We start from the raw sequence: 26,721 nt of genomic DNA, 5'->3' as shown, positions 1-26,721 counted from the left end.
CATGAAACTGATGTCGTTCAATATCAACGGCGTAAGGGCGCGCCCTCACCAGTTGCAGGCGCTGGTCGAAAAGCACTCCCCCGATGTTATTGGCTTGCAGGAAACCAAGGTGCGCGACAGTGAATTCCCGCTGGAGGCACTGCAACAGCTCGGCTACCACGTACACTTCTACGGTCAGAAGGGCCATTACGGCGTCGCCATGATGACCAAACAGGCGCCTCTTGACGTTTACTACGGGCTTGATGGCGATGAAGAAGACGCACAGCGGCGCATGATTGCAGTGAAGCTGGCTGCGCCGATGGGCGAAATAACCGTTTATAACGGTTACTTTCCCCAGGGAGAGAACGTCGCCCACCCCACCAAGTTTCCCAACAAGCGCGAGTTTTATGCGCGCCTCTCCAATACCCTTGAGCAGCGCCATAGCGCCAGTGACAACGTAGCGATCATGGGCGATTTCAATATTTCGCCGGAAGATCAGGATATCGGCATTGGTGAAGATAATCGCAAGCGCTGGCTGCGCGATGGTAAAACCAGTTTCCAGCCGGAAGAGCGGGAGTGGCTTGCCAGGCTTCACCAGTGGGGCCTTGTTGACAGCTACCGCGAACGTTATCCGCACAGTCGTGACTTCTATAGCTGGTTCGACTATCGCTCGAAAGGCTTTGACCGCGATCCCAAACGCGGCCTGCGCATTGATTTGATTCTGGTCTCCAACCCGCTAAAAGAGCATGTTGCCGATGCAGGCATCGACTACGAACTGCGCGCCATGGAAAAACCGTCGGACCACTGCCCGATCTGGACCACACTCGGTTAACTTAAGCCCGCCGTGCTGGTAGATAGCGGCATAAAAAAGCCCTTTGCTACCTACGGGTGGATCACCTGTCAGGTTAGCAAAGGGCATTGCTGGTCGGGCGTTATCATCGCCCGGCCTTTCTTTCCTGCTTGAGTACCAACCTTAGTTAAGTTCGAACCTCACTGGCTGTTCGACAATACCAGGGCGAGAGCGCGGCTTGAATTGCCATTTACGTACCGCATCAGTGGCCGCTTTCTCGAACATCGAGTTGGTCGAATTCACGACCGAAATTGAGCTGCCATCCACCGAACCATCCTTGCGAATGGTAAAGCGCACCGTCACGCTGCCCTGCATGTTTCTGGCCTGCGCAAGACGAGGATAGACCGGTGCCACTCGATTGGTAGGCGTTGGCGTCTGCGACAGCGTTTCAGGCGTATTGCTCTCGGCTGCACGTCGCGCGGCGGCAGCTCGGGCAGCAGCATCAGCCCTCTCCTGAGCCGCCGCTCTGGCATCTGCCTGCGCTTTGGCTTCCGCTTCGGCAGCCGCACGTTGCCGTGCTGCTTCAGCACTGCGCTGCTGCGCACGCTGTTGAGCCGCCTGCTCACGCGCATGCTCGGCATTGGCCTGACGCTGCTGCTGTTCGGCACGCGCTTGGCGCTGAGCTTCTTCCGCACGCTGCTGCTCGCGAGCCTGTTCAGCCTCCTGCTGGCGAGCCTGCTCCTGGGCCTGACGACGTGCCTCTTCTTCAGCCTGTTGACGCTGCTGCTCACGCGCTTGCGCAATGGCAGGATCTTCCACCACGGTCGCGTGCACCATCTGCGAGGACGGCGGCTCAACCTGAATCGTCGTATCACTGGAGTAATGCCATAACAGCGCTCCGGCGATCAGCGCATGGAAAAGCAGCGCCGCACCCAGTGCCGGCAGCCCTCCACGGCCAGCAGCCGCACGGTGCTCTGCCTGCTCGCCATCTTCAGCCCCTTCTACCGCAAGAGGCTCCACCGGCTGCGCACTCTCCTGCCCAGGGCTGATGCCCTCGACAATCGCCGCCGGTGCCGCAAGTGAGGCTGAAAAGCCGGGGGTCGCCAAACGACCTTCCGCAGTGGTAGCAGACAGATGAACGAACGATGCAGCATCGGTCGGCACATCCCAACTCCCCGACGGGCGATGAGAAGCGAAAGCGGATTGTGGATCACGAAACATCGAATCTGCCCTGCGGAATACTCACTGATTACTTAGTTGCCATTACCAGGCTGGGATACCAGGCCCACATTGGGAACGCCCGCGGTTTGCAGACTGCCCATCAGCGATATCACCTGACCGTAAGAGACATTTTTATCACCCCGCACCATTACCGGTGTATTGGGATGCTCTGCCAGTACCTGCCTGACTTCATCGCCCAGGCTATCCAGCGCTACCTGAGTGTCCTGGCCGTCACGACTGAGGAAGTACTGACCGTCGCGATCCACCGAAACAATCAGCGGCGTGGTGTCATTATCAATAGGCTTGGAGCTGGCCTGGGGCAAATCGACATCGACCCCCTGATTCATCATCGGTGCCGTAATCATGAAAATGACCAGCAGCACCAGCATCACATCAATAAAGGGAACGACGTTGATTTCACTGGCGATCTTGCGTTTGCCCCGGCGTGAGAATGATCTACGCATGACAACCTCCTCAGGCGTTTTCTCGGCGCACGCGACCGGTATGCAAGTTGCGATACAGAATCGAATAGAACTCTTCGGCGAAGTTTTCGTAACGTCCGATCAAACCATCCGCGTTGGAAGAGAGACGGTTGTAGGCAATAACCGCAGGAATGGCCGCAAACAGACCCATCGCAGTCGCAACCAGCGCTTCAGCGATCCAGGGCGCTACCGTGGCGAGTGTCGCCTGCTGGCTGAGTGACAGCGACTGGAACGAGCCCATGATACCCCACACCGTGCCGAACAGGCCAATGTACGGGCTGGAAGATGAAATCGAAGCAAGAATCGGCAGCTTCTGGGTGAGGCGAGATTCCTCACGCGACAGCGCGACACTCATCGAACGCTCAACGCCGCCCAGCACTGCGCCGTCATCACTGGACTTCGGCAGCAGCCGGTTGAATTCCCGGAAACCTGCACGGAACAGATGCGCGGCACCTTCGGGCTGCTCGGGGACTTCACGATACAGCTCATTGAGGTCTACCCCCGACCAGAAGCGTTTTTCGAACGATTCAAACTGGGAGCGCGCCTGCCGCAGTGCAAAGCCTCTGCGGAAGATCAGCACCCAGGAGACGATCGAGAACAGCAATAGAATTGCCATTACGATCTGCACAACGCCACTCGCGTGGGAGACTAGCGAAATGATCGACATGTGGTCCGATGAAACCGATTCATTCATGGTCAATCTCTATAAATCATGGTCAGAAAATTAAATGCACGATAATGCAAATGAAAAACATTATCAAATTGGCATTTCCAAAGAGAGCGTTAAGTTACAGTCATGCATTGCGGAGTATCACCCAACGCCCCCGCTACCATCAGTCTTACAGCGCCTCTGGCCCTCCGATGGTCGAAGTCAAGTGTAGCATGCCTTATCAGCACGCCACGACCAAACTCTCCCTTTGATAGCGCGATTTGTCGAGGGTTCCCGGCTCAGTTAAAGGAACTGCCAAAGGCCGCTTTACACCATGCCGAAGAAAGCCTGTGATAAAGGCTAAAGCGGAGCCACCGGTGCTCTGGCGGCCAGCAGTCGGCGCTTGCCGGCACGTGCAAAACGCACCTCTATCAGGCAGCGCTCACCCTCACCTTCGACCCGCTCCACTTCCCCCTGCCCAAAGCTGTCGTGAACAAGACGATCGCCCTTTTGCCAGCGATGCTTGGGATCACTTGCTGGCACCACCTCCAGCACAACATCCATATGCGCAAGGTAGCGCTTTACGATCTCGGGATGTCTTGCCTTCAGCGGCGCTTCAGGGGCGTGCTGCTCCACGCCATACAGCATGGCAGAGAGCGTGTTGCAGTTTTGCCAATCGGTCTCGTCGATAAAGCGACTGGGCGGGCGCTCTCCCCCATCGGAGAGCATCACCAGCCGGTCACGGGCGCGGGTGGTAGCGACATAGAAAAGCCGCCGCTCTTCTTCCAGCGCAGCCGGTGCCAGCGGCACATCACGGCTATATAGAGGGAAGTCCTCTTCATTCAGCCCCCACACCAGCACCAACGGCCACTCAAGCCCTTTGGCGCCATGTACGGTCGAGATCGACACTCCCTCTGCATCCGCCTGCATCGGCTTCAGCAGCAGATCGACAAAGGCGCGCGTATCGCCTTCTGCCTCTTGCGCCTGCTCAAGCAACACATCGAGCAACCGCATATCTTCATCCCCCTTCTCCCGACGCGCTGCCGCCTTGCGCAACACCTTGTGCGCATCGAGACCATCAATCACCTGCGACAACAGCTCGGCTGCGGGGTAATGCCCCTTCGATGCAATCTCATTCAGCAGCTCCCAGCGCTTGCGCAGCGTGCGCACCTGAAACGGGCGCAACCCCGCCAGCGGCGCAGCATCGGCATCCGGCCATTGCTGATGGCGTGCCAACAGCTCGCAAAGCGTTGCCAGACGATCCCGACTGACGAACGTCGCTGGCTGGGCAAAAAGCAGCGTCAGATGCTCCACGCTACCGAGCAGGTCAGGCGTTAGCGCCACTTCAAGATAGCCCGCCAAGGCCCTCACCAGAGGAAGCCGAAACACGAAACGCTCTTCGCGCCCAAGCTGGAACGGAATATTGGCACGCATAAGCGCTAGCTGCACCGGTACCGTCAGCGCCCAGCTACGCACCAGCACTGCCGCCTGCTGTAGCGGCTGCCCTTGTTCCCGCCATTGCTGAAGCGTCTCAACCAGAGCACGACTGCCCTGGGCATGATGAAGCCGCGTATGGGGGTTATCAGGTGCAGCGAGCGTTAGCTGCTGGTGACGACGCTGGTTGGCAGCAATCGCGTGATTTGCCATCAGTGCCAGCGCATGACCATGACGGAAGGTATGCGACAGCGGATAGTCGCTGGGCGCACCGAAATAGCGCTCGAAACGCTCAAGCATGGCGTCCGCCTTGGCGCCCCGCCATTCATAAATGCACTGGTTGGCATCGCCGACCGCCATCACTTCGCCATAGGGCGCGGCCAGCACGCTCAAAAGCCTGAGCTGCGCTTCGTTGATATCCTGATATTCATCAATGATTAGATGGTCAAGAAACCCACCCAACTGCTGTCGCAGCCTGCTGTCACGCGCCAGCGCCCTGAGCGGAAGGTGCAGCAGGTCAGCGTAGCTCATCACTCCCTGGTCAGCGTAAAGCTGCTCCTGACGACGATAGGCGGAAGGAAAGTGGGAGGATTCATTGCCAAAATCGTCCTGCTCAATCATCACTTCGGGGGCCACCAGCTCGCCCTTGACCCGGTCACAGAAGTGGCTGAAGGTATCGAGCTGTTCGGTTTCCAGCGCTTGCTCACTGAGATGGGGAAATTCATCCCTTACCGACGAAACCGCCTGACGCGCCAAGCGCTCGCGCTGCCATTCAGCATCAAGCAGGCGACGGGCCGGAATAGCGCCCTTGCGCGCAAGCGTGGTGCATAGCCGCATCCCTACAGAATGGAAGGTGCGTACTTGCGGCAGGCGCTGACCGCGCGGCGCGGTAGCGGCGAGACGCTGGGCAAAGGCTTCACGAGCGGCGCGGTTAAACATCAGCACCAGCATACGATCAGGGTTGGCACCACGGGCCAGCAGCTCGAGCACGCGCGCGACCATGGTGGATGTTTTACCGGCTCCCGCTACCGCAGAGACACGCGCATGGCCGCTGGCATGATCCACCACCGCCAGTTGCTCACGGGTAAGCCGCGCTCGCCAGGGAGCGTCCTCGATAGCTGCCATACTGCCTCAGCGAATACGCGAGAAAAGACGGTAGAAGTTGGCGCTGGTTTGCATGATTACCTCTTCCACGCTGATACCACGCACCTCTGCGATGGTATCGGCCACTCTGCCAACATGTTTCGGCTCATTGGGCTTGCCGCGATACGGCACCGGTGCCAGCCACGGGCTATCGGTTTCGATCAACAGGCGATCAAGGGGAATGGCCTTCGCCAGCTCCCGCACGTTAGCCGCACTTTTAAAGGTGACAATGCCCGACATTGAGATATAGAAGCCCAGTCCAACGGCCTCCCGTGCAAACGACAGCTCATCGGTAAAGCAGTGCAGCACGCCCCCCACCTCGGGACGGCTATAGCGTGCAATCAGTTCGAGGGTCTCCTTGCGTGCGCTGCGGGTATGCACACTGACCGGCAGCTCGGTCTCACTCGATAGTTTCAGCATGGTAGTGAAGCGCTCAAGCTGCACCGCTTTGGGAACAACCGGCGCATCATCCATGAAATCAAGCCCGATCTCGCCAATCGCAGCAGGCTCGTAACGCTCTACCAGTTCAAGCATCTCCTCGAACTGTGGCGCCTGCTCAATCACATGCAATGGATGCGCTCCCAGCGCCACTTCAACAATCGAATGACGGCGAGACAGCGCGGTCAATTCGGCTACATCGCTGGGCTGGGTGGACATGGCTAGAATGCGCCCCACCCCTGCTTCACGGGCCGCGTTAATGGCCGCATCAATGTCGCCGTCGTAAGGCGTCAGATCAAGCTGGTCAAGGTGGCAGTGGGAATCGACAAGGTGTAGTTGCTTGAGCGGTGCATCAGCAACGGAATCAGAAAGTAACATGACGCGGTAATCCAGAAATAACCATGATCGAGTGAAGGGTGCGCAAGAAGCTGGAGGAAGCCATTGCCAGCGCAATCAGCCCTTGTCAGGAGCGCAGCAGGGCTGACCAGCGAATCAGCCACGACTCAAGTACCAGCTGCGGATTAGGGTTGTTGCCCTGGGCAATCAAGCGGCGCTGCTCGCGCGCATAATCAAGCAGCCGGAACCAATCGCGCACGCGGGCATTTTTAACGGCCTGACGATAGAGCGGCAGCATGTCGGTATTACGCAATTCATCGGCTTCACCGGAAAGCCCCAGCCGCACCACATCTTCCAGCCAGCGAATGCCATATTCGAGAATCGCGCTGAGCTGCTGACGGTCAAGCCGTGCCGCTTCTGCCACTGGGTCGCCCCCGCGCACCAACGCATCAAACAGTTCGGTCAAGCGCTGGCGTAGCTGACGTGCCTCAGGGGTTGCCTGTGCGACCGCCGCGAGCGGCATCCCGCCAGCCACCTGCCACCAGAATCGAGCGTCCTGCTCATCGGCCACATGCTGCAATAGCCAGTCGTGGCACTCGGCGTAGCTCGGCGGCGTGAAGGCAAACTTCTGACAACGGCTCATGATGGTCGGCATGATGCGTGACGGCACATCGGAGAGCAGCAAAAAGAGAGTGCGGGTACCTGGCTCTTCCAGATTTTTCAGCAACGCATTGGCGGCGCCAATTGTCATTGCTTCCACACCTTCGATACGCACCACGCGATAGCCGCCCTGCTGCGCGGTTTCCGACAAAAAGGCATTGATGCCGCGAATGGCATCAATACGAATCAGGCGCCCCAGATCAGGGGCAGGAATATTCAGAAGATCAGGATGATAACCGGCGCGCCGCATACGGCAGCCGTGGCATTGACCACAGGCAACGTGCCCTTCAGCGGCCTGCTCCGGCGCTTCGCACAACAGTTTGGCGGCAATCATGTCAGCGAAATGGCCTTTACCCAGCCCATTGCCTCCCGCCAACAGCAACGCGTGAGGCAACCGGTCACGCGCGAAGAGCTGCATCAGACGCTGCCAATCGCTGCGCTGCCAGGGCAGCGGAATCGCCTGGCGGTCGTCGCTCATTCAAGCCCCCACTGCTGCATGCGCTGCTCAAGCACTTCGGCAATATGCTGCTGTACGTCTTCAAGGGGCAGCGCTGCATCGAGTACCGCAAAACGCTGCGGCTCGCTATGTGCGCGCGTCAGATAACCTTCACGCACGGCCCGGAAAAAATCGCCCTCCTGGTCTTCGAAGCGATCAAGGACAGCACCGCGTGACAGTACACGCTGGCGCGCCACCTGCTCCGACATATCCAGCAGCAGCGTCAAATCTGGCCGCAAATCACCCAGCACCCACTGTTCGAGCGCCGCGATACGTGAGGTCTCGATACCGCGCCCCACGCCCTGATAGGCGTAAGTGGCATCAATAAAACGGTCGCACACTACCAGAGCGCCGCGCTGCAAGGCGGGCATAATCTTTTGCGCCACATGCTGGGCACGGGCGGCAAACACCAGCAGCAGCTCGGCATCGGCATCAAGCGGCTCACTGCCCTGCGGATCAAGCAGCAGCTCGCGCATCTGTTCGGCGCGAGGCGTCCCGCCAGGCTCGCGGGTACTGACGACCTCATGACCACGCTGTTGCAACCATTCGACCACAAAGGCGATGTTGGTACTCTTGCCCACGCCCTCACCGCCTTCCAGCGTAATCAACCGGCCTGGGCGCGTTTTGTCAGCGCTAGTCATGAGCGTGGCTCCTTGAGTCAGAATGATGCGACTGCCCGCCCTTTTGGGCTTCGGAGGTAGCATTGCTGTCAGCGGCATCATCCGCAGCTTCGGCAGAACCTTCTGAGGCATTCTCGCTGGCAGCGTGGGAATGATCGGCAAACTGCATGCTCACCGATGTCACAACGTCTTGATCAAGCTGCTCGCTGGCGCTATCTGCCAGTTCCAATACCGTCGCCAGCGCCGTCCGGGTAATCGCCCCGTCGGCTTCCGTATCAATGGCAAGCGCTGCGGCCATCGCTTGCCGTTCGGATTTTTCATTGGGTGAATGATAATGCGCCGCGATAAACGTCAGCAGCTGGGGATCAAGCCTCTGCTCACCCGATGCAGGCCAATGCTCAAACAGCACCGCCTGACCTTCGGCTGGCTGAGACGACGGCACATCGCCCTGCTCGCTAGTCGTTTGAGCAGCTTGTTGGGAGGCGTCGGAATGTTCTGCTTTAGCGCGCTGCACGACATAGCGATTTACCGCGCGGTTATGCTCTGCCAGTGTCGCTGAAAACACATGCCGACCATTGCCCATGGCAACGAAATAGAGCGCATCGCTATCAGCGGGATTCAGTGCTGCATCAATGGCCGCTTCACCGGGCAAGGCGATAGGAGTAGGCGGCAACCCGGCATGGCGGTAGGTATTGAACGGATTATCCGTGCGCAGATTGTCGCGCGTCAGCACGCGGCCATTGGGCAGATGCAGCCCATAAACCACGGTAGGGTCCGTTTGCAGGCGCATGTTCTTCTCCAGCCGTCGTACAAAAACGCCTGCAATTTGCGAACGCTCTTCAGGCACGGCAGCTTCCTGCTCCACCAGCGACGCCATGATCAGCGCATCATAGGACGTTTTATAAGGGAGATCGTCACTACGCTGCTGCCACGCCCTTTCAAGCATCTCGTGCATGGTGTTGTAGGCACGCTTGAACAGCACCAGATCGGATTCACCTTCCGAAAAACGATAGGTCGAGGGGAAGAAGCGCCCTTCGGGCTGCTCACCTTCGTGACCAATGGCGGCCATGAGCTCGGCGTCGCTCATCGCCAGTGAATCGTGACGAACATTCGGAAGGTTATTGATCAGCGAGCGCATGATCGCGAACGTGCGCCCTTCCGGAATGGTGACAGTGTATGAGACGACATCATTGCTCGATAGCTTGTCGAGCAGCTGATAGGCATTCATGCCAGGCTCAAGGCGGAACTGGCCCACCTTCAAGGCGGCAAAGCGCTGTTTGTCCCACAACGCCAGCAGTTCAAACGGCCAGCGCCACTTGATCGCGCCCTGCTGCTGCAAGCGTTCAAGGGTTACGCGCGCGCCATCACCGCGTTCTACTTCATAAAGCTGCGGCTCCTTGAGCGCAATGGGGCTATCGAGCTGATACTTCCATACGCCACCAGCCACTGCTATCAGCACCAGCAGAGTGAACAGCGAAATACCCAGAAATTTGATCAATCGCATCATTTATCCAGCAGCGTGTTAATTCGAGATTCCGCCATCGGCGCCTGCATGCTGAGCAGCCCCGTAACCCAACAGGGCCAGGGCCGGCTCGCGCAGCAGCGCAATGGATGGCGCTTGCGGCGACCAGCGCCACACCTGCTTCCCTTGAGAAAGGGCCGCTACCGGCCATACTCCCTGTACCGAATTGAACAGGCAGAGCGCCTTGAGAGTGCCGAGGTCATCGCCATGCAAGCGGCGCTCTTGCAGCACCCCGCTCTCGATCAGGGCGGCACGCAGGGTACCGTTGACCCCACATTCATCCAATATCGGCGTCAGCCACTGATGGCCGTCGAACCAGGCAATATTCATCGAGGTAGCGTCAGTTACCCAGCCTTCGGTATCCAGCATGATGCCTTCAGCATAGCGTGCAGGATCGCACTCCTGACGTGCCAGCACATTCTCCAGCCGATTCAGGTGCTTGATACCGGCCAGCAGCGGTTGGCGCGCCAGACGGGTAGCGCACACCCTGACCTCAATACCTTCATGCCAGCGCGCACGTTGCGGAGCAAAAGGCGTGGTGCGCCACCTGATGCGCGGCACAGGATTGACGGGAGGCAGATAGCCGCGCCCGCCCGAGCCGCGCGTCACGATCAGCTTGCTGACGTGCAGCCCCTCAGTACATGAAAACGCCGCCTCAAGCTCGGTACGTGACGGCCGGGGAATGCCCAGGCGATCACAACCGTGCAGGAGGCGGCGCAAATGGTATGGCCACAACAAGGGGTAGCCATCGCGTACCAGCACTGTTTCAAATACCCCATCCCCATATGACAACCCGCGGTCATCAAAGGGAACAGGGGCATCGTGGGAGTAGTCTCCGTCGGCTGGCACGGCCACGATTACACTCGACTAAAGAGCAGCGACCCGTTGGTCCCACCAAATCCAAAGGAGTTGGAGAGCGCGTTGTCGATTTTCATCTCGCGCGCCTTGTGCGGCACGTAATCGAGGTTACAGCCTTCGTCGACATCATCAAGATTGATGGTGGGCGGCGCAATTTGATCACGCAGCGCCAGAATGCAGAAAATGGCCTCGACGGCGCCGGCAGCACCCAGCAAATGACCGATCATCGACTTGGTAGAGCTGACGGCCACATTCTTGGCACTTTCACCCATGACCCGCTCGACTGCCTGACTCTCAGCAACGTCACCCGCCTTGGTGGAAGTACCGTGCGCATTGATATAGTGCAGGTCAGCCGCATCAATGCCTGCATCACGCACGGCATTGCGCATCGCCATCTCTGCACCCACACCGTTGGGGGCAGTAATGTGATGGGCGTCATCGCTCATGCCAAAGCCGGTCAGCTCGGCGTAGATGTTAGCGCCACGCGCCACTGCATGTTCATACTCTTCAAGCACCACGATACCGGCACCATCGGAAAGCACGAAACCATCACGACCGCGATCCCAGGGGCGGCTTGCTCCCTGCGGGTCATCGTTGCGGGTAGAAAGCGCACGGGCAGCCGAGAAGCCACCGATACCCAGCGGCGACGAAGACATTTCAGCACCGCCGCAGACCATGATGTCGGCATCGCCATAGGCGATGGTACGAGCACCGTAGCCAATGTTGTGAGTACCTGTCGTACATGCCGTTGCAATGGCAATATTGGGGCCGGTCAGACCGTACTGAATCGCCAGGTTACCCGCCACCATGTTCACAATGGAGCCAGGCACGAAGAAAGGAGAAACGCGACGTGCCCCACCATCAAGCAGCGCCGAATGGTTGACTTCGATCATCGGCAGGCCGCCAATCCCGGAACCGATAGCGGTACCGATACGGTGGGCGTTCTCTTCGGATATCTCGATGCCCGAATCCTTGATCGCTTCCGCAGAGGCTGCCAATCCATACTGGATGAACAGATCCATCTTGCGTGCTTCCTTGGGATCAATAAAGGGCGACGCATCGAAGTTCTTGACCGCACCACAAAAACGCGTTTTGAACGTGGACGCGTCGAAGTGCTCGATGGGGCCGATGCCACTTTTGCCAGCAACAATGCTTGACCAGGTATCTGCCACGTTGTTTCCAACCGGCGTAAGCATTCCCAAACCGGTTACCACGACTCTCCTTCGAGCCATCCTTTCCTCCAAACTGAATTTTGCGGTGCGCTGGCTAGCGATTGATGCCAACGAGCGGCACCTCAGGATCGGTAGCTATTCACACGCGGTTCTACCACACGACAACGCTCTCTTGAAACCGCAGCGCAAGTACGAAAGGACAAGCGTGCAAGGCAGGTGACCTGCCCGAGCGTCGGCAAGCGCTTGATTCTCGCCTGCATTACGCATGATACAAAGGCCCCAGTATACCCCATCTTCGAGTAATGCGATGGTTGAGCCATTACTTTTCATCAATGCCTCAGGTACATGGGCGCATTTATCAATGCCCGATCAAACGCATTCGTATTACATGAAAAAGCCGCCCCTTGCTTGGAGCGGCTGTTTTCGCGTACCGGACTGCGCCTTTCATCAGAAAGGCGCTGCCCGGTGACTACATCAGGTCTTACTGATGAGAATTGATGTAGTCGATAGCTTCTTGCACGGTGGTGATCTTTTCTGCTTCTTCGTCAGGAATTTCAGTATCAAATTCCTCTTCGAGAGCCATTACCAGCTCAACAGTGTCGAGCGAGTCGGCGCCCAGATCTTCAGTGAAAGAAGAACTGTTCTGGATTTCTTCTTCTTTAACGTTCAAACGCTCGGCAACAACCTTTTTGACGCGCTCTTCAATGGTACTCATGTTGTCTGTGCTCCTAGTGGTACGTAATCCGCCTTAAAGACTGACGGTAGTTTATAGACCGCGAATGAACGGCGCAACAGCACCGCTCTCGATCATCGCATATTCATGCCGCCGTTAACGTGTAACGTCTCGCCGGTGACATACCCCGCCGCATCGCTGGCGAGGAAGCCAACTGCGGCTGCGATCTCTTCTGGCTGCCCAAGACGGGCAACCGGAATTTGAGCCAGTAGCGCATCACGCTGTGCTTCAGGAAGCACATCCGTCATGTCGCTGGCGATAAAGCCGGGGGCAACACAATTGACGGTGATATTACGTGATGCAATCTCGCGCGCAAGCGAACGGCTGAAACCTTCCATGCCCGCCTTCGCAGCAGCATAGTTCGATTGTCCCAGATTTCCCAAGGTGGCGACAACTGAACTGATGTTGATGATACGTCCAAAGCGCGCCTTGGTCATGCCACGCAGGCATGCCTTGGAGAGGCGGTAGACAGACTTCAGATTGGTGTCGATAACCTCATCCCACTGATCTTCCTTCATACGCATCAGCAGGTTGTCGCGAGTGATACCGGCGTTGTTTACCAGCACCAGCGGAGCACCGTGCTCACTGGTCAGGCGCTCCAGTACGGCTGCAATAGAGTCAGGATCATTGACCTGTAGCTGGAACCCTTCGCCAGCCACGCCCTGCTCGGCCAGATCAGCGGAGATGCGCTCGGCACCTTCGGCGGAGGTCGCGGTTCCTGCGACGTAATAGCCTTGCTGCCCCAATTGACGGGCTACCGCACGACCAATACCACGGCTCGCACCTGTGACCAGCGCCACTTTCCTTTCGTTTGTCATGTTACTGCTCGCTATCTGAGTCTTCGCTGCGCGCACGCTCCAGCGCTGCGCTCAAACTATCGGGATCGTTCACCGCCAAACTTACCAGTGAGCGGTCGATGCGCTTGTTCAGGTTGGTCAGCACCTTGCCAGGACCACATTCGATGCACACTTCAACACCGCTCTCGGCCATGCGGGTCACACAGGATGACCAGCGCACCGGACGATAAAGCTGCTCAACAAGGCGCTCACGCAGTACATCAACGTCCTGATGCACTTCAGCATCGACATTTTGCACTACCGGATAGCGCGGTGTCTTGAGGTCGATATCGCTGAGCGCCTGAGCCAGCTTTTCGGCTGCCGGACGCATCAGCTCACAGTGGGAAGGCACAGAGACAGGAAGCGGCAGCGCACGCTTGGCACCCGCTTCCTTGCACAAGGCAATGGCGCGCTCGACAGCATCACCTTCACCGGCAATCACGACCTGACCGGGCGAATTGAAGTTGACTGCCGAAACGATCTGCCCCTGAGCTGCGTCGGCACAGGCCGCTTCTACCTTGGCGTCATCCAGACCGATGATAGCGGCCATGGCGCCAGCACCTTCAGCCACCGCTGACTGCATCGCTTCACCGCGCAGTCTGACCAGCCTGACACCATCGGCAAAGCTGATCGCTCCCGAGCACACCAGGGCGCTGTATTCGCCCAGGCTATGTCCGGCCAGCACTTCAGGACGAACACCCTCAAGCTCCTGCCACACGCGCCAGATGGCAACGCTGGAGGTCAGCAACGCAGGCTGCGTTACTACCGTTGCATTGAGCTCTTCGGCACTGCCCGACTGCACCAGCTGCCACAGGTTATACCCCAACGCAGTAGAAGCTTCTTCAAATGTGCTTCGAACGACACTATAACGCTCGGCCAGTTCACGCAGCATACCAATATGCTGAGAACCCTGACCGGGGAAGACAAACGCAATCCTGGCGGTCATCTATTCATCCTTCCGTTTTATTTCGCATCGACACTGCTGACTGGCCAGGTTCGATACCTCTCTCCAAAAGCCCGCCACGTGCCCCTTAAACCGCGAGGCTCGCCTTCAGGCGCTGTGGCAGCTGTTCGTGAACTTCCTTTACGGCACGCTCGACAGCGTAGAAGAAGCCCCGTGAATCGGCAGCACCGTGGCTTTTCACCACCGTACCTGCAAGCCCCAGTAACGAGGCTCCATTGTAGCGCACCGGATTCATCTCTTCGCGAAAACGCGCGAGCGCCGGACGCGCCAACAAACTTACAAGGCGTGCCACCAAACTGGTGCTGAAGGCAGCCTGCAAACGATCAGCCAGCAGGCGAGTCAACCCCTCACTGGTCTTGAGCGCGACATTCCCTACGAAGCCATCACACACCACCACATCAATGGCGCCATTGAATATTGCATCACCTTCGATAAAGCCACAGTACTCAAAGCAGTGCTCAGTACGGGCATTCAGCAACTCATGGGTGGTTCGCTGCAATCTTCCACCCTTGTGCTGCTCGGAGCCAATATTCAATACCGCCACGCGGGGGCGTTCAACGCCATCAAGCAAACGCACCATTTGACTACCCATCTCGGCAAACTGCACCAGATGGCGCGGCTGGCAGTCAACATTGGCACCCAGATCAAGCAGATAACAGCGCTTTCCCAACGTTGGGATCGGCGAACTGATCGCCGGACGCGCAATACCTTCCAGCATCCCTACCCGCTGGCGGGAGAGTGCCATCAATGCCCCCGTATCGCCACCACTGACGCAGCCGTCGGCATCACCATCGGCAACTGCTCCTACAGCAGCATGCAGACTGGTCATTTCAGTCGTCGTACAGGAAGTATTACGGAGCACTGCGGAGGGTGACATCGACGTCGAAAGCACACCAGCGATGTGTTTCAGCGTGATACGTTTGCCAAGCGCTGACAGGGAGGACGAGGACAAATAGTGCTCAAGCGCGGCCTGCTGCCCATAGAGGGTGAGGGAGAGGCTGGGATATTGGCGCAATGCCTGAAGGCACCCTCCGATAGCAGCGCGGGGACCTTGGTCCCCGCCCATCGCGTCAATCGCGAGATGCATATATCGACTGCCCCAGCGTGTTCAGTCGAAACGTCGAATCAGGACTCGACGTCAACAACCTTGCGGCCACGGTAGAAACCGTCAGGCGCAACGTGGTGGCGACGGTGAGTAGTACCGGTTTCCTGGTCAGTGGCCAGTGCTGCGGTGCTAAGGCTATCGTGAGCGCGACGCATGTTGCGCTTGGAACGGGATTTGCGGTTCTGTTGAACAGCCATGTTAAATCTCCTGCAAGTAAATTCCGGGAACAACCCCGGCACATCAGTTTTTTGACTTCAACGCATTCAGTACGCTGAAAGGATTGTGCGTTTCTATCTCATCACCGCTTTGCAACTGCTCTTTCGACACCGGGCACTCACCCTCCTGGTGATAAGCCACTTGCGGAAGATCAAGCAACAGCTCTTCTTCGACAATCGACCAGAGATCCAGTTGATCATTCTCAATGATCACGGGATCGTAGCGTTTCGGAAGATGAGCCGCCTGGCTATCGCCGGCCAAAAGCCCGAGCAGGAAGTCGGCACTGATATCTACCGGCAGCTGCTGCAGACAGCGCTGGCACTCCATCATCACCTGAGCTTCAATAGCTCCTTCGATGTAGCGCTGCGCCTGCTCATCGACGCCGAACTGCAACCGCACAGCACATTCCCCTTGCTGCTCGCCCACGGCTTCAAGAAGACGCGGCATCTTCTCAAGGGGGACATTACCCTCAAGGTATTCTGCTGCGGCCGCTAGCCGATAAGGCTCAACGGTGTGAGGAATTCGCGTGATAGACATAGGCGCGCAATGATAGGGACTCCCCCCTTTCCTGTCAAAGTTTACATGCGTTTAGTGTTCAGGCAAGCGTGCCATTTTCCGGCACGCAAACATTCTTATATAGAAGCGGCTAATAGCGGCGGCTAAAAGTACCGCACGTCTTCGCCGCTTAAAAGGCACCGTAAAAATTCGAATGCGTTCTATTTAATCGGCAAGTAAACACGCTCTTCTTTAGCGAATTTCCACAGATTACCGCACCTTCTGCAAGAAGCCTTATAGAGTGCGCTATTTCCTTGCTGTTTCCCCTCTCATCTTCTAAAGGTAATGTTCAGCCAGTTTTTCTACCGACATACCCTGCCCAGCACAGCACAACAGCACTCAGCGCATCACCTCGATAAAAAAGGCGGCCCTTCTCAGGCCGCCTCATTCACCACTATTCGCTATATAGCTATGACTATTTCATTTCGGCACGCAGCGGTGTCACTGATGAAGCAGTACCAAGGCCAAGCGCCGACGACGCCATCACGCCGAGACGTTTGCCAATACGCTCGAAAGGATCGGAGTTCGGGGTGAAGTCAACGGTATTGTCCAGACTGCCCACCTGCTCACGGATCACCTGATCGAAGGTTTTCACTTCATCAATCAAGCCAAGCTCGCGCGCCTGCTCTCCACTCCATACCAGCCCACTGAACAGCTCGGGGTCATCTTTCAAGCGATCACCACGGCCTGCTTTTACATCGTTAATGAACTGCTGATGGGTAATATCCAGCAAATGCTGCCAGAACTGCTGTTGCTGCGGTGTTACGCCCTTGAAGGGATCGAGGAAATCCTTGTTCTCACCGGCAGTGAATACGCGACGCTCCACACCTGCCTTTTTCAGGACATCTTCAAATCCAAAGCCAGAGTAGATCACGCCAATCGACCCAACCAGACTCGATGGAGAGGCGTAGATCCTGTCGGCCCCAGAAGCGACATAGTAGGCACCGCTCGCACCGATATCTTCGATGACCGCGTAAATGGGCTTGTTGCCCTCCTTACGCAACCGCATGATTTCATCGTAGATTCTGGCGGCCTGCACCGGTGTACCGCCGGGGCTGTTGATGTGCACCACTACCGCCTTGGCATTGCTGTCGTAGGCTTTATCAATGCCTTTTATCATGCGCTGGGCACTGGCTTCAGAGTCGCTTGAAATAACGCCTTCCAGCTCAACGACACCGACAAAATCGCCGCCATCGGGAGACGAACTCGATCCTGAACGTGTCGCGGTGTAGATACTCGCCGCCACCGCTACAATCACCAGCAGCCACACCAGCCGGAAGAAAATCTTCCAGCGGCGGCTACGGCGTTTTTCCTTCAACGCTTCCTGCGCGAGCGAATAGAGCGCTGCCTGAGCTTCACGCTCTGCCCTTGAGTAGGATGGAGCGGCCTCAGGCTGCCGCTCGCTACCTTCGTTCCAATGATCGTTACTCATCGTCGTAATACACTTCCCGATGTAGGCGACATAACACCTTGCCATGCCGCAAAGTCATATAAAGGCAAGCAGAATACGCCACGCGCTTCCTCACTACCTATGGCCCGACGCTGAATACGGAGCCTGTAGCGCCCCTGCATCATGTCATTACGCTGAAGCAGTGAGCCACGCTGACAACTCTTCTGGCGTGCCGGCCACGCGCTGCACACCGTTTTCAAGCAGTTGGCCGCTGCCATGTACTCCCCAGGAAACACCGATGGCGGCAGTTCCCGCACGGACAGCCATCTGCATATCGTACATGCTATCGCCAACCATCACCGCCTCGGCAGGCGCCACGCCAGTTTCATCAAGCAACTGCTGCAACATCAACGGATCTGGCTTTGAACGGGTAATATCCGCGCTCTTCAAGGCGCTAAACAGCGGCTGTTGAGCAGGATGCGCCGCCAGTGCCCGCTTCAGCCCCGGCATTCCTTTACCGGTAGCGATTGCCAACCGTACGCCCTGCTCAGAGAGCGCAGCCAGCATGGTGTCGATACCGTCGAAGAAACGATCGGCAGCCTCGTTGGCTGCAATTTCACCGAAACGCACAACATAGCGTTGGCGCAATTGATCCGCCTGATGGGCATTCAGCGTCGGTGCCAGCATGGCAATGGCCTCCGGCAACCCAAGGCCGATGATATCCCGCACCTGGCGGTCGCTGAACACGTCGATACCGATATCCCGGGCGGCCCACTGCATCGCCTTGACAATACGCGGCACCGAATTCATGAGCGTGCCGTCCCAATCAAAGACTACCAACGAATATCGCATCGTGAATCACGCTCCCTTTTCCAGCGCTATCCGGCACATCGTCCTCCCCTTCATCCGCATCCTTTTCACCTGCACCCACCCGCTATTGCGGCTGGCGCGCCCGCTCGATCACGGCTTGCAACGCTGGATCAAGGCGCGCTTTCAGCTCGATGCGTTTTCCCGTAAAAGGATCATCAAAGGCGAGGGAGCGTGCATGCAGAAACAGCCGCTCCAACCCCCACTGGGCGGCCAGACGCTCACCCTGGCGACTGCCATATTTGGCATCATGCAGAAGAGGATGACCGCTATGAGCAGCATGCACACGAATCTGGTGAGTACGCCCGGTAATCGGCGACGCTTCAATCAAGGTGGCGCCTTCAAAGGTTTCGATCACATTGAAGGTAGTGCGTGAGCGTTTGCCGGTTTTATCAACCTTGACCCGACGCTCGCCATTGCCCGATTCGTAACGCAACAGCGGCGCCGACACCCACTCCCGCGTAGCAGGCCAGCGGCCTTCTACCAGCCCCATATAGCGCTTGTCCATGCGTTTGTTCTTGATATCATCGCTTAAGCGCAACAATGCCTCGCGGCTTTTGGCAATCAGCAGACAGCCCGAGGTATCGCGATCAATGCGATGCACCAGTTCGATAAACGACAGATCGGTTCGTACCTGACGCAGCGCTTCGATCAGACCGATCTTGACGCCGGTCCCACCGTGCACCGAAAGCCCCGAGGGTTTGTTGACCGCCAGCCAGCCATCGGTTTCGGCAATAACGCTCGAGAGCAACACCCGCCGCAGGTTATCCGACACCTCCTGCACTGCCTCCTGAGGCGCCATGCGCAGCGGCGGTACGCGCACAACATCGCCTTCGGCAATACGGGTATCTGCCTTGGCCCGCGACTTGTTAACGCGCACTTCCCCCTTGCGGATGATGCGATACACCAGGGTGCGCGGCACCCCCTTGAGGCGCGCCATCAGAAAATTATCAAGCCGCTGCCCTGCTTGATTGCCATCTACTTCGAGCCACTGAACCTGTTGACCCGTTCCTGCTTGTTTAGCGCTATCATTTAGCGACATACCGACACCCTGCACCGCATTCATTTGGCGACATCACCGACATTCGATCGCCGCAAGCTGGCTATCTTCCCTGAAAACGCGCCTCATAGACAACTCGCCGCCCAACTTCTTTTACGCATGGCAAATAACGCCACTTTCGTTAACCTTTATAAACATTGCTCGACGTAACAAAGATTGCTATATTCCGAAGGCCTCGGAAAGCACATCGAAATACGTGCCAAATACCGGAAAGCGCCCACGAAACAAGCACATGCGGGCCAGGCAACAGATACAACAGCACGCCAAGTGCGTGGATACCAGCAACGCCGATTGCAGGCTGGATAGTTATCGAAAATATCAATGCTGAAGGCGTCACCCACTGTACGCCCTTGCCCACACAACGCCGCCAGCTCGCCAAACAAGCAGCGCTCGGGTCGCGATGGGCCAGCATCGAGTCATTTTCGCGTTCACTAAAGGTAAGGAACGCCCCGCCTGTCATCAGCATTGGTCGGTCCACGTAGACTGGGTGCCAACGACCGGTTTCGACAATCACGGAACTCAACTTTTATTTCCGTACCGGAATCGGCGTCTTCGAATCGACAGATGCCAGGTGTCTGGCGGCAAGCACTGAAACCGGTTGGCCAACTGCCACCGCATCATGTTTCTGGTGCCGCTGCGTACTCAACATGACCATATTTGAGCGCTTGTGACCACCTCGTTAGATTAGCCAAACAGCGCTAACGGTGTTTTCACAAGGCCACTGACCAACATGCACTGAGCACAACACAAAGCAAGTAGCGGTTCGCCGACGCCCTCGCCCGGTGCGACAAGTCAGCGAGACGACATGAAAAGAATGCTCATCAACGCGACCCAGCCGGAAGAGCTGCGCGTCGCCCTGGTGGATGGACAACGCCTTTACGATCTTGATATCGAATCCGGCGCTCGTGAGCAAAAGAAAGCCAATATTTACCGAGCGCGCATTACGCGTATCGAGCCTAGCCTGGAAGCGGCCTTTGTTGACTTTGGTGCCGATCGCCACGGCTTTTTGCCGCTCAAGGAAGTAGCACGCGAATATTTCGTCAAGGAGCCTTCGGGCAATGGCCGTCCCAGCATCAAAGAGGTGCTGAAGGAAGGCCAGGAAGTCATCGTTCAGGTTGACAAGGAAGAGCGTGGCAATAAAGGAGCCGCACTCACTACCTTCATCAGTCTGGCGGGACGCTTTCTGGTACTGATGCCCAACAACCCTCGCGCTGGCGGTATCTCACGCCGTATCGAAGGGGATGATCGTGCCCAGCTCAAGGAAGCGATGGGCGAGCTGAACCTGCCCGAACGCATGGGCGTCATCGTGCGCACCGCAGGCATTGGCCGCTCCACCGAAGAGCTGCAATGGGATCTCGACTATCTTGTGCAGGTATGGGAAGCCATTACCGGAGAAGCACAGCGTCGCCCCGCCCCCTTCCTTATCTATCGCGAATCCAATGTGATTATCCGCGCGATGCGCGACTACCTGCGTCCTGATATCGGCGAAGTACTGATCGACGGCGAAGAGGTGCACAACGAGGCCCTGTCGTTCGTTACCCAGGTCATGCCGAGCTATCAGCAGAAGATCAAGTTCTATCAGGACGAAGTACCGCTCTTCTCGCGTTTCCAGATCGAATCTCAGATCGAAACCGCCTATCAGCGCGAAGTCAAACTGCCGTCGGGCGGCGCGATTGTCATCGACATCACTGAAGCGCTGGTCTCCATTGATATCAACTCTGCACGCGCCACGCGCGGTGGCGATATCGAAGAGACCGCCCTGCAAACCAACCTTGAAGCAGCCGACGAAATTGCCCGTCAGCTACGCTTGCGCGACTCCGGCGGTCTGGTGGTAATCGACTTCATTGACATGTCGCCGTCCAAGAATCAGCGCGAAGTCGAAAACCGCATGCGTGAAGCGCTTAAGCTGGACCGGGCGCGCGTACAGGTCGGCCGCATTTCGCGTTTTGGCCTGATGGAGATGTCGCGTCAGCGCCTGCGTCCTTCCCTTGGCGAAACCAGCGGCCATGTCTGCCCACGCTGTAACGGTCAGGGCACGATTCGCGATGTACGTTCACTGTCGCTGTCAATTCTGCGCTTGATCGAAGAAGAAGCGATGAAGGATCGCAGCGCCCAGATTCGTGCGACCCTGCCGGTGGCGGTTGCTACCTACCTGCTGAACGAAAAGCGTAATGTGCTTGCCGATGTCGAACGCCGTCAGCAGGTGCGTGTCATGCTGCTGCCCGAGCCTGAGATGGATACGCCTCACTACGATGTGCAGCGTCTGCGCGACGATCAGCTTGAAGAAGATGAAGTGGGTAAATCGAGCTTCGAGCTGGACACTCAGCATGAAGCTCCCCAGACCGAAAACTCCGTGAGCAAACTGGTGCCGCGTGCGGAAGCTGCCGTGAAGTCGGTCTCCCACAACACCCCTGCGCCCGCATCACTCAAGCAGGACACTCAGCCTGCCAGCGAAGAGCGCCAGCCGCTGCCCGAACACGACACCGGCTTCCTCTCCCGAGTAATGCGCAGCCTGGGCCGTATGCTGGGCAACGACAGCAGCTCCAGCAGCTCCTCCGAAGCGCGTAACAGCAGCGCCAGCGACACTTCTGCGCAGGATAAACAGCGCTCCGCTCAGCAGCAAAACAGCGCCAACAAGCGCAACGACAACCGTCGTACCAACAACCGTGCCAAACCGACCGAGCAGAAGCGCGCAGAGAGTCAGCCCAATCGCAGCGACAACAGTGATCAGCGTGACAAGCCCTCTGACAACCGTAACCGGTCAAAGCGTAGCGATGATGCCCAGCAGAATGGCAAGCCGCGCAATGGCAATAATCGCGACCAGAACCAGGGCAAGCAGCGCTCTGCGCAAGGCAACAAGGATAGCCAGCGCGAGGCGCCGCAGCGTGATAATCAGCGCAATGGCGGTCAGGCCGACAAGAAACGCAACGAGCAGCAGGACGCCAACGGTACGGCACAGGCGAACGCAGGCAAGGAAAACCAGCCCGCCAACGCATCGAATAACGGTGAACAGCAGCCGCACCACCCCAAGCGTACCCGCAACAATCCGCGCAAGCGCAGCCGTAATCGTGCGCTGAACAAGGATGCGGTTGCCGAGCAGCAGGCGCTGAGCGATAACGCCAATGCCCAGCAGACAGCACCTGCGACTCCTGCCGCTACTTCAACTTCCCGCGGTGCTGCTTCATCGCAGCAAAACGAAGCTAAAGCTGAAGCGAAGCAGCCCAGCAAAAAGTTTGTTGAGGAAGTCCACGAGCACGAAGACGTGCACAACGGACTGGTAGGCGTAGAAGCCAAGCGTGTCGAGCAGGTAGCACCGGCCCGCGAAGCTGCTCCGGCCACCGCAGCAGGCGGTAATCGCACCTTTGGCCGTGCCGCTGCCGAACCGGACTACCAGCCTGCCCAGCGCAGTGCCAAGGCTGTCGATAGCAGCACTGCACAAGCCGCTTCAGTGCCCACGAAACCGCAAGGTAAAGCGACACAGCAGGCTTCGGCAAGCGAGCAGCCCCACAGTGGCGCCTCCAGCGAGACCTCTGATGACAAACCAGCCAAGGACCGTCAGTCGGAAGAGCCTGCGTCAAAGACTACTGCTCACAAGGCATCTGCGCCGGTAGACACTACCACCGCTGCAACGCCATCGGCTGCCGAGCAAAAGCAACCATCCGCCGTAAACGCGAAGGGTTCAGCAGCAGTGCAGCCAGTTGCGCCCAAAGAAGAGAGCAAGGCAACTCCGAGTGCTGATACCGCTACGCCGAGTGACAGCAATGTTGAAGAGGCAGCTTCCACTGCCAAACGGGATGATACCTCCGTCAAACCAGCGACCACCGAGCAGACCGTAAGCGCCAAAGCCCCTGCTGCACAGAAGGAAGTCGCGCCAGCGCAGGCTGAAACCACTGCCACCGCTGCTGCGCCTGCCGCCAAGGCGCAGGAAAAGGCTGATGTGGCTCCAGCCAAGGCCGAGCAGATTCCGGCTAACAAGGCAGCGGAAAAGGCAGAGAAAACAGCAGCCGTAAAAGACGTGAAAGAAGTTGCCCCGTCTCAGGCTGACACTACTGCCACCGCTGCTCCGGCACCTTCCGCCAAAGCGCAGGAAAAGCCTGATGCGGCTCCGGCTGACAAGGTTGCGCAGCAGGTGAAAGTGGAGAAAACAGAAGCCGTAAAGGACGTGAAAGAAGCCGCTCCGTCTCAGGCTGAAACCGCTGCCACCGCTGCTCCGGCACCTGCCGCCAAGGCGCAGGAAAAACCTGATGCGGCTCCGGCCAAGGCTGAGCAAGCGACCAGCGAAACGAAGCCGGTTGAGGTAGCAAGCAAGCAGGAAGCCAGTGAATCATCTCCTGCGAGCGACCTTAGCAACGACGAGTCAAACGCAGCACCGACTCGCCGGCGTCGCAGTCGCGCCCACAACGATCCTCGCGAACAGCGTCGCTCTCAGGAGCACTCTTCCAGCGAGTAATGGCGTCCCGCCCGCTGCGTGCGGGCGGTTTCGTCGCACAAAAAAAGCCCCCGACTGAGCCATAAACTCAGCCGGGGGCTTCTCGTTGTGCTTATTGCATCGGATTATCGCAGTCTGAATGAGCGCATTCCTACGCGCTGCTACAGCCTCTGCACCACTGCTACCTACTCAACTGGGCGTATTCGCAGGCTAGGCTGGAAATCCCAGGAAGCGCGGCTCCTGCTCTAACTGCACCCCAAAGCGCTCCTCGACCTGCTCCGCAATAGTGTTAGCGAAAGCCCCCAGCTCCTGCGCGGAACCACCGCCAACATGCACGATCACCAGCGCCTGACGTTCATGAATGCCAAAATGACCACGCTTGAAGCCTTTTAAACCACAGCGGTCAATCAGCCAACCCGCGGCGAGCTTTACACCGCCAGCGGCGGGATAGCGCGGCATATCGGGATAACGCTCGGAAAGAGCAGCAGCCAGGGATTCAGGCACGGTAGGATTTTTGAAAAAACTGCCCGCGTTTGCCAGTTGTTGAGGGTCAGGCAACTTGTCACGCCGAATAGCGGAGACCGCATCAGCGACTGCCATTGGTGTAGCTGGCAGTGCAACGCGCTGGGCAAGATCGGCGTAGTCGAGTCTGGGCAGCGCGTTGCGACTAACGCGCAGCACAATCTCGACAATGATGGCGCGCTCTGACAGAGCGTGTTTGAAGATGCTATCGCGATAGCCAAAACCGCACTCTGCCGCCGAGAGCGTTTTGACACTAGAGTCCTCTCGATCAACGTAAACAACACGCTCGATCAATTCGCCTATTTCAACGCCGTAAGCGCCGATATTTTGCACCGGAGCAGCCCCTGCACTGCCGGGAATCAGCGCCAGGTTTTCAATGCCCCACCATCCGGCTTCCGCCGTCGTTGCCACCAGGCTAGGCCAGTCCGCTCCGGCTGAGGCATGCAGCAACCCGCTGCTTCCATCGACCTCCAGATGCGTATCGGCACCGGCATAACGAATAACAAGCCCTTCTATGTAAGGCGCAGGAATAACGTTGCTGCCGCCACCCAACACCGCAACCGGCCAGTGTTGCCTGTGCGCTTCAGCCAGCAGCTGTTGCAGCTCGCCAATAGTGGTCGGCTCGGCATAATGCGCGGCGATCACGGGCAGGCCCAGAGTATTCAGCGCGCTTAAATCAACCTGTTGCGCAATGTCCATCGAAGCTGTCACCGCCGTGTCGCCTCAATATGCTCGATCAGGCCCTGACAGCCCTGCTCCACCATGGCGAACACCTTGCTAAAACCATCATCGCCGCCGTAATAGGGATCGGGCACGGAAGCGCCGCGATACTCCGCCGCGAAATCGAGCAGCTTCACGATATGACCATGAAAGCCCTGCGGCGCGGCATTCTTGAGATCGCGATAGTTCGCGTCGTCCATGGCAACCAGATAGTCGAAACACTCGAAATCACGCTGCTCCAGCCCACGGGCACGCAGCCTATCCAGCGATAGGCCGCGCCGCTGCGCCTCTTGACGCGCCCGTCGGTCGGGCGGCTCACCAACATGGTAGGCTCCGGTACCGCAGGAGTCGATGCGATAAGCGTGCTCCTGCCCGCACTGCCTGACCAGATGACGGAAAACACCTTCCGCCGTAGGCGAGCGGCAGATATTGCCGAGACATACAAAAAGAACGGAGGTCTGCTGCACGGATTCACTCACGACTGCATCTCCAGCCAGTGGCGAACACGCTCCAGATCCGCTGGCGTATCCACGCCCGCCGGGTATTCAATGTCAGTCACTTCGACCTGAATCCGGTAACCATGATAGAGCGCGCGCAACTGTTCCAACTGCTCCATCATCTCCAGCGGCGCAGCAGCCAGTTCGGCATATTCCTGCAAAAAGGAGGCGCGATAGGCGTAAAGCCCGATGTGGCGAAACCACCCGCTCGCGGCACTATCAAAGGCAGCGCGGGCATCACTTCCCAACGGACCTTGATCGCTCCAGGCATCGCGCTGCCACGGTATAGGCGCACGCGAAAAATAGAGCGCGCGGCCGTAGGTATCACGCACCACCTTGACCACGCTCGCACGGGACAGGGTATCCAGGTCAGAGATCGGTTCGGCCAGGGTGGACATCGCTACTTCTGGATGCTCTGCCAGGCTCTGTGCAACCACATTGATCAGCGCGGGAGGCAGCAACGGCTCATCCCCCTGCACATTGACCACGCGCGTTGTCGCGGGCAGACCGAGCCTTTTCACCACTTCCGCCAGCCGCGATGTGCCGTTTTCGTGGTCAGCGGAGGTCAGCACCACCTCGGCACCCAACGCCTCAACATGACGCTGAATACGCTCATCTTCAGTGGCGATGACCACCCGCTCGGCACGCGATTGCAGGGCCTGACGCCACACCCGCTCGATCATCGTCTGGCCGGCAATATCCACTAACGGCTTGCCCGGCAACCGCGACGACGCATAGCGCGCCGGAATAACCGCTACGAAGCCCCCTGCGCCGCCCTCACTCTGCGACATGGGCTTACTCGCCTCCTGGTGCCGGCGCCTCAACGCGCGGCTTGCCCAGCTTTTCTTCCGTCTCGAGCTGACGCGCTTCGTTGACCAGCATCACCGGGATACCGTCACGAATCGGATAGGCAAGCCCACTCTGTCGGCACACGAGTTCGCTGCGTTCTTTATCATACTCAAGCGGTGCCTGACTCTGCGGGCACACGAGCATAGCCAGAAGTTCCTTGTCCATGACGATTCCTCAT

26 protein-coding genes are annotated in these 26,721 nt (G+C 58.0%); 2 read left to right on the top strand and 24 right to left on the bottom strand.

The window, feature by feature from the left end:
* Position 1: 1 nt before the first annotated feature.
* Complete coding sequence (gene xthA / locus L881_RS0106865) at positions 2 to 811, top strand: exodeoxyribonuclease III (protein ID WP_025732961.1); 810 nt, start codon at positions 2 to 4, stop codon at positions 809 to 811.
* 141 nt (positions 812 to 952) lie between these two features.
* Here xthA and tolA read toward each other — a convergent pair whose 3' ends face one another.
* The 20 genes from tolA to L881_RS13760 all read right to left on the bottom strand — a co-directional run bounded on the left by tolA (position 953) and on the right by L881_RS13760 (position 20,049).
* Positions 953 to 1,933, bottom strand: a complete 981-nt coding sequence (gene tolA, locus L881_RS13410) for a cell envelope integrity protein TolA (protein ID WP_025732960.1) — start codon at positions 1,931 to 1,933, stop codon at positions 953 to 955.
* A gap of 89 nt (positions 1,934 to 2,022) precedes the next feature.
* The gene (tolR, locus tag L881_RS0106855; protein WP_025732959.1) at positions 2,023 to 2,454 is read right to left on the bottom strand and encodes a protein TolR; all 432 of its coding nucleotides are present in this window, start codon (positions 2,452 to 2,454) and stop codon (positions 2,023 to 2,025) included.
* Between the two features lie 10 nt (positions 2,455 to 2,464).
* Entirely contained in the window at positions 2,465 to 3,166 is a 702-nt protein-coding gene (gene tolQ, locus L881_RS0106850; RefSeq protein WP_034578780.1) for a protein TolQ, read from the bottom strand.
* 315 nt (positions 3,167 to 3,481) lie between these two features.
* Positions 3,482 to 5,680, bottom strand: a complete 2,199-nt coding sequence (locus L881_RS12970) for an ATP-dependent helicase (RefSeq protein WP_034578779.1) — start codon at positions 5,678 to 5,680, stop codon at positions 3,482 to 3,484.
* A gap of 6 nt (positions 5,681 to 5,686) precedes the next feature.
* Positions 5,687 to 6,514 carry a TatD family hydrolase gene (locus L881_RS12965; protein ID WP_051464818.1) on the bottom strand — a complete coding sequence of 276 codons (828 nt, stop codon included), beginning with the start codon at positions 6,512 to 6,514 and terminating at the stop codon, positions 5,687 to 5,689.
* An 85-nt stretch (positions 6,515 to 6,599) separates the two neighbouring features.
* Positions 6,600 to 7,610: a DNA polymerase III subunit delta' gene (locus tag L881_RS0106835; RefSeq protein WP_025732957.1), complete on the bottom strand. Its 1,011-nt coding sequence runs from the start codon at positions 7,608 to 7,610 to the stop codon at positions 6,600 to 6,602.
* On the bottom strand, positions 7,607 to 8,269 hold the full coding sequence (gene tmk, locus L881_RS0106830; protein WP_025732956.1) for a dTMP kinase: 663 nt from the start codon (positions 8,267 to 8,269) through the stop codon (positions 7,607 to 7,609). Before tmk ends, L881_RS0106835 begins: the two co-directional genes overlap by 4 nt.
* Positions 8,262 to 9,752 (bottom strand): endolytic transglycosylase MltG, encoded by a 1,491-nt coding sequence (mltG, locus tag L881_RS12960; RefSeq protein ID WP_084055426.1) that lies wholly within the window; start codon positions 9,750 to 9,752, stop codon positions 8,262 to 8,264. Before mltG ends, tmk begins: the two co-directional genes overlap by 8 nt.
* A gap of 18 nt (positions 9,753 to 9,770) precedes the next feature.
* A complete protein-coding gene (gene pabC, locus L881_RS0106820) occupies positions 9,771 to 10,625 on the bottom strand; it encodes an aminodeoxychorismate lyase (RefSeq protein WP_025732954.1) in 855 nt (284 codons plus the stop codon).
* A 2-nt stretch (positions 10,626 to 10,627) separates the two neighbouring features.
* Complete coding sequence (gene fabF, locus L881_RS0106815) at positions 10,628 to 11,860, bottom strand: beta-ketoacyl-ACP synthase II (RefSeq protein WP_025732953.1); 1,233 nt, start codon at positions 11,858 to 11,860, stop codon at positions 10,628 to 10,630.
* Positions 11,861 to 12,281: 421 nt separating this feature from the next.
* Positions 12,282 to 12,515 (bottom strand): acyl carrier protein, encoded by a 234-nt coding sequence (acpP, locus tag L881_RS0106810; RefSeq protein ID WP_025732952.1) that lies wholly within the window; start codon positions 12,513 to 12,515, stop codon positions 12,282 to 12,284.
* A gap of 92 nt (positions 12,516 to 12,607) precedes the next feature.
* Positions 12,608 to 13,351, bottom strand: a complete 744-nt coding sequence (gene fabG, locus L881_RS0106805) for a 3-oxoacyl-ACP reductase FabG (RefSeq protein WP_025732951.1) — start codon at positions 13,349 to 13,351, stop codon at positions 12,608 to 12,610.
* 1 nt (position 13,352) lies between these two features.
* Complete coding sequence (gene fabD, locus L881_RS0106800) at positions 13,353 to 14,315, bottom strand: ACP S-malonyltransferase (RefSeq protein WP_025732950.1); 963 nt, start codon at positions 14,313 to 14,315, stop codon at positions 13,353 to 13,355.
* An 85-nt stretch (positions 14,316 to 14,400) separates the two neighbouring features.
* Positions 14,401 to 15,420, bottom strand: coding sequence for a phosphate acyltransferase PlsX (plsX, locus tag L881_RS0106795; protein ID WP_025732949.1), 1,020 nt, complete (start codon positions 15,418 to 15,420; stop codon positions 14,401 to 14,403).
* A 38-nt stretch (positions 15,421 to 15,458) separates the two neighbouring features.
* Positions 15,459 to 15,635 carry a 50S ribosomal protein L32 gene (rpmF, locus tag L881_RS0106790; protein ID WP_025732948.1) on the bottom strand — a complete coding sequence of 59 codons (177 nt, stop codon included), beginning with the start codon at positions 15,633 to 15,635 and terminating at the stop codon, positions 15,459 to 15,461.
* A 43-nt stretch (positions 15,636 to 15,678) separates the two neighbouring features.
* A complete protein-coding gene (locus tag L881_RS0106785; RefSeq protein WP_025732947.1) occupies positions 15,679 to 16,191 on the bottom strand; it encodes a YceD family protein in 513 nt (170 codons plus the stop codon).
* Between the two features lie 433 nt (positions 16,192 to 16,624).
* A complete protein-coding gene (sppA, locus tag L881_RS0106780) occupies positions 16,625 to 17,641 on the bottom strand; it encodes a signal peptide peptidase SppA (protein WP_025732946.1) in 1,017 nt (338 codons plus the stop codon).
* A 147-nt stretch (positions 17,642 to 17,788) separates the two neighbouring features.
* Positions 17,789 to 18,451, bottom strand: coding sequence for an HAD family hydrolase (locus tag L881_RS0106775; protein ID WP_025732945.1), 663 nt, complete (start codon positions 18,449 to 18,451; stop codon positions 17,789 to 17,791).
* Between the two features lie 82 nt (positions 18,452 to 18,533).
* Positions 18,534 to 19,508 carry an RluA family pseudouridine synthase gene (locus L881_RS0106770; protein WP_051464834.1) on the bottom strand — a complete coding sequence of 325 codons (975 nt, stop codon included), beginning with the start codon at positions 19,506 to 19,508 and terminating at the stop codon, positions 18,534 to 18,536.
* 139 nt (positions 19,509 to 19,647) lie between these two features.
* Positions 19,648 to 20,049 carry a hypothetical protein gene (locus L881_RS13760; protein WP_156926514.1) on the bottom strand — a complete coding sequence of 134 codons (402 nt, stop codon included), beginning with the start codon at positions 20,047 to 20,049 and terminating at the stop codon, positions 19,648 to 19,650.
* A 282-nt stretch (positions 20,050 to 20,331) separates the two neighbouring features.
* Between L881_RS13760 and rne the strand changes: the two genes are divergently transcribed.
* Positions 20,332 to 23,976: a ribonuclease E gene (gene rne, locus L881_RS0106765; RefSeq protein WP_025732943.1), complete on the top strand. Its 3,645-nt coding sequence runs from the start codon at positions 20,332 to 20,334 to the stop codon at positions 23,974 to 23,976.
* Between the two features lie 189 nt (positions 23,977 to 24,165).
* Here the strand turns inward: rne and murB are convergent, their stop codons facing one another.
* The 4 genes from murB to L881_RS0106745 are packed head-to-tail and all read right to left on the bottom strand — an operon-like array spanning position 24,166 to position 26,708.
* Positions 24,166 to 25,188: a UDP-N-acetylmuramate dehydrogenase gene (murB, locus tag L881_RS0106760; protein WP_245587942.1), complete on the bottom strand. Its 1,023-nt coding sequence runs from the start codon at positions 25,186 to 25,188 to the stop codon at positions 24,166 to 24,168.
* A complete protein-coding gene (locus L881_RS0106755) occupies positions 25,185 to 25,676 on the bottom strand; it encodes a low molecular weight protein-tyrosine-phosphatase (protein WP_245587941.1) in 492 nt (163 codons plus the stop codon). Before L881_RS0106755 ends, murB begins: the two co-directional genes overlap by 4 nt.
* Positions 25,673 to 26,485, bottom strand: coding sequence for a 3-deoxy-manno-octulosonate cytidylyltransferase (kdsB, locus tag L881_RS0106750; RefSeq protein WP_025732940.1), 813 nt, complete (start codon positions 26,483 to 26,485; stop codon positions 25,673 to 25,675). The genes L881_RS0106755 and kdsB overlap by 4 nt, the downstream gene beginning before the upstream one ends.
* Before the next feature lie 4 nt (positions 26,486 to 26,489).
* On the bottom strand, positions 26,490 to 26,708 hold the full coding sequence (locus tag L881_RS0106745) for a Trm112 family protein (RefSeq protein ID WP_025732939.1): 219 nt from the start codon (positions 26,706 to 26,708) through the stop codon (positions 26,490 to 26,492).
* Positions 26,709 to 26,721 lie beyond the last annotated feature (13 nt).

This window comes from Carnimonas nigrificans ATCC BAA-78, assembly GCF_000526695.1.
In the GTDB taxonomy this organism is placed as follows: domain Bacteria; phylum Pseudomonadota; class Gammaproteobacteria; order Pseudomonadales; family Halomonadaceae; genus Carnimonas; species Carnimonas nigrificans.
The sequence above is the reverse complement of the archived record's forward strand: the minus strand, read 5'-3'. Positions and strand labels throughout refer to the sequence as shown.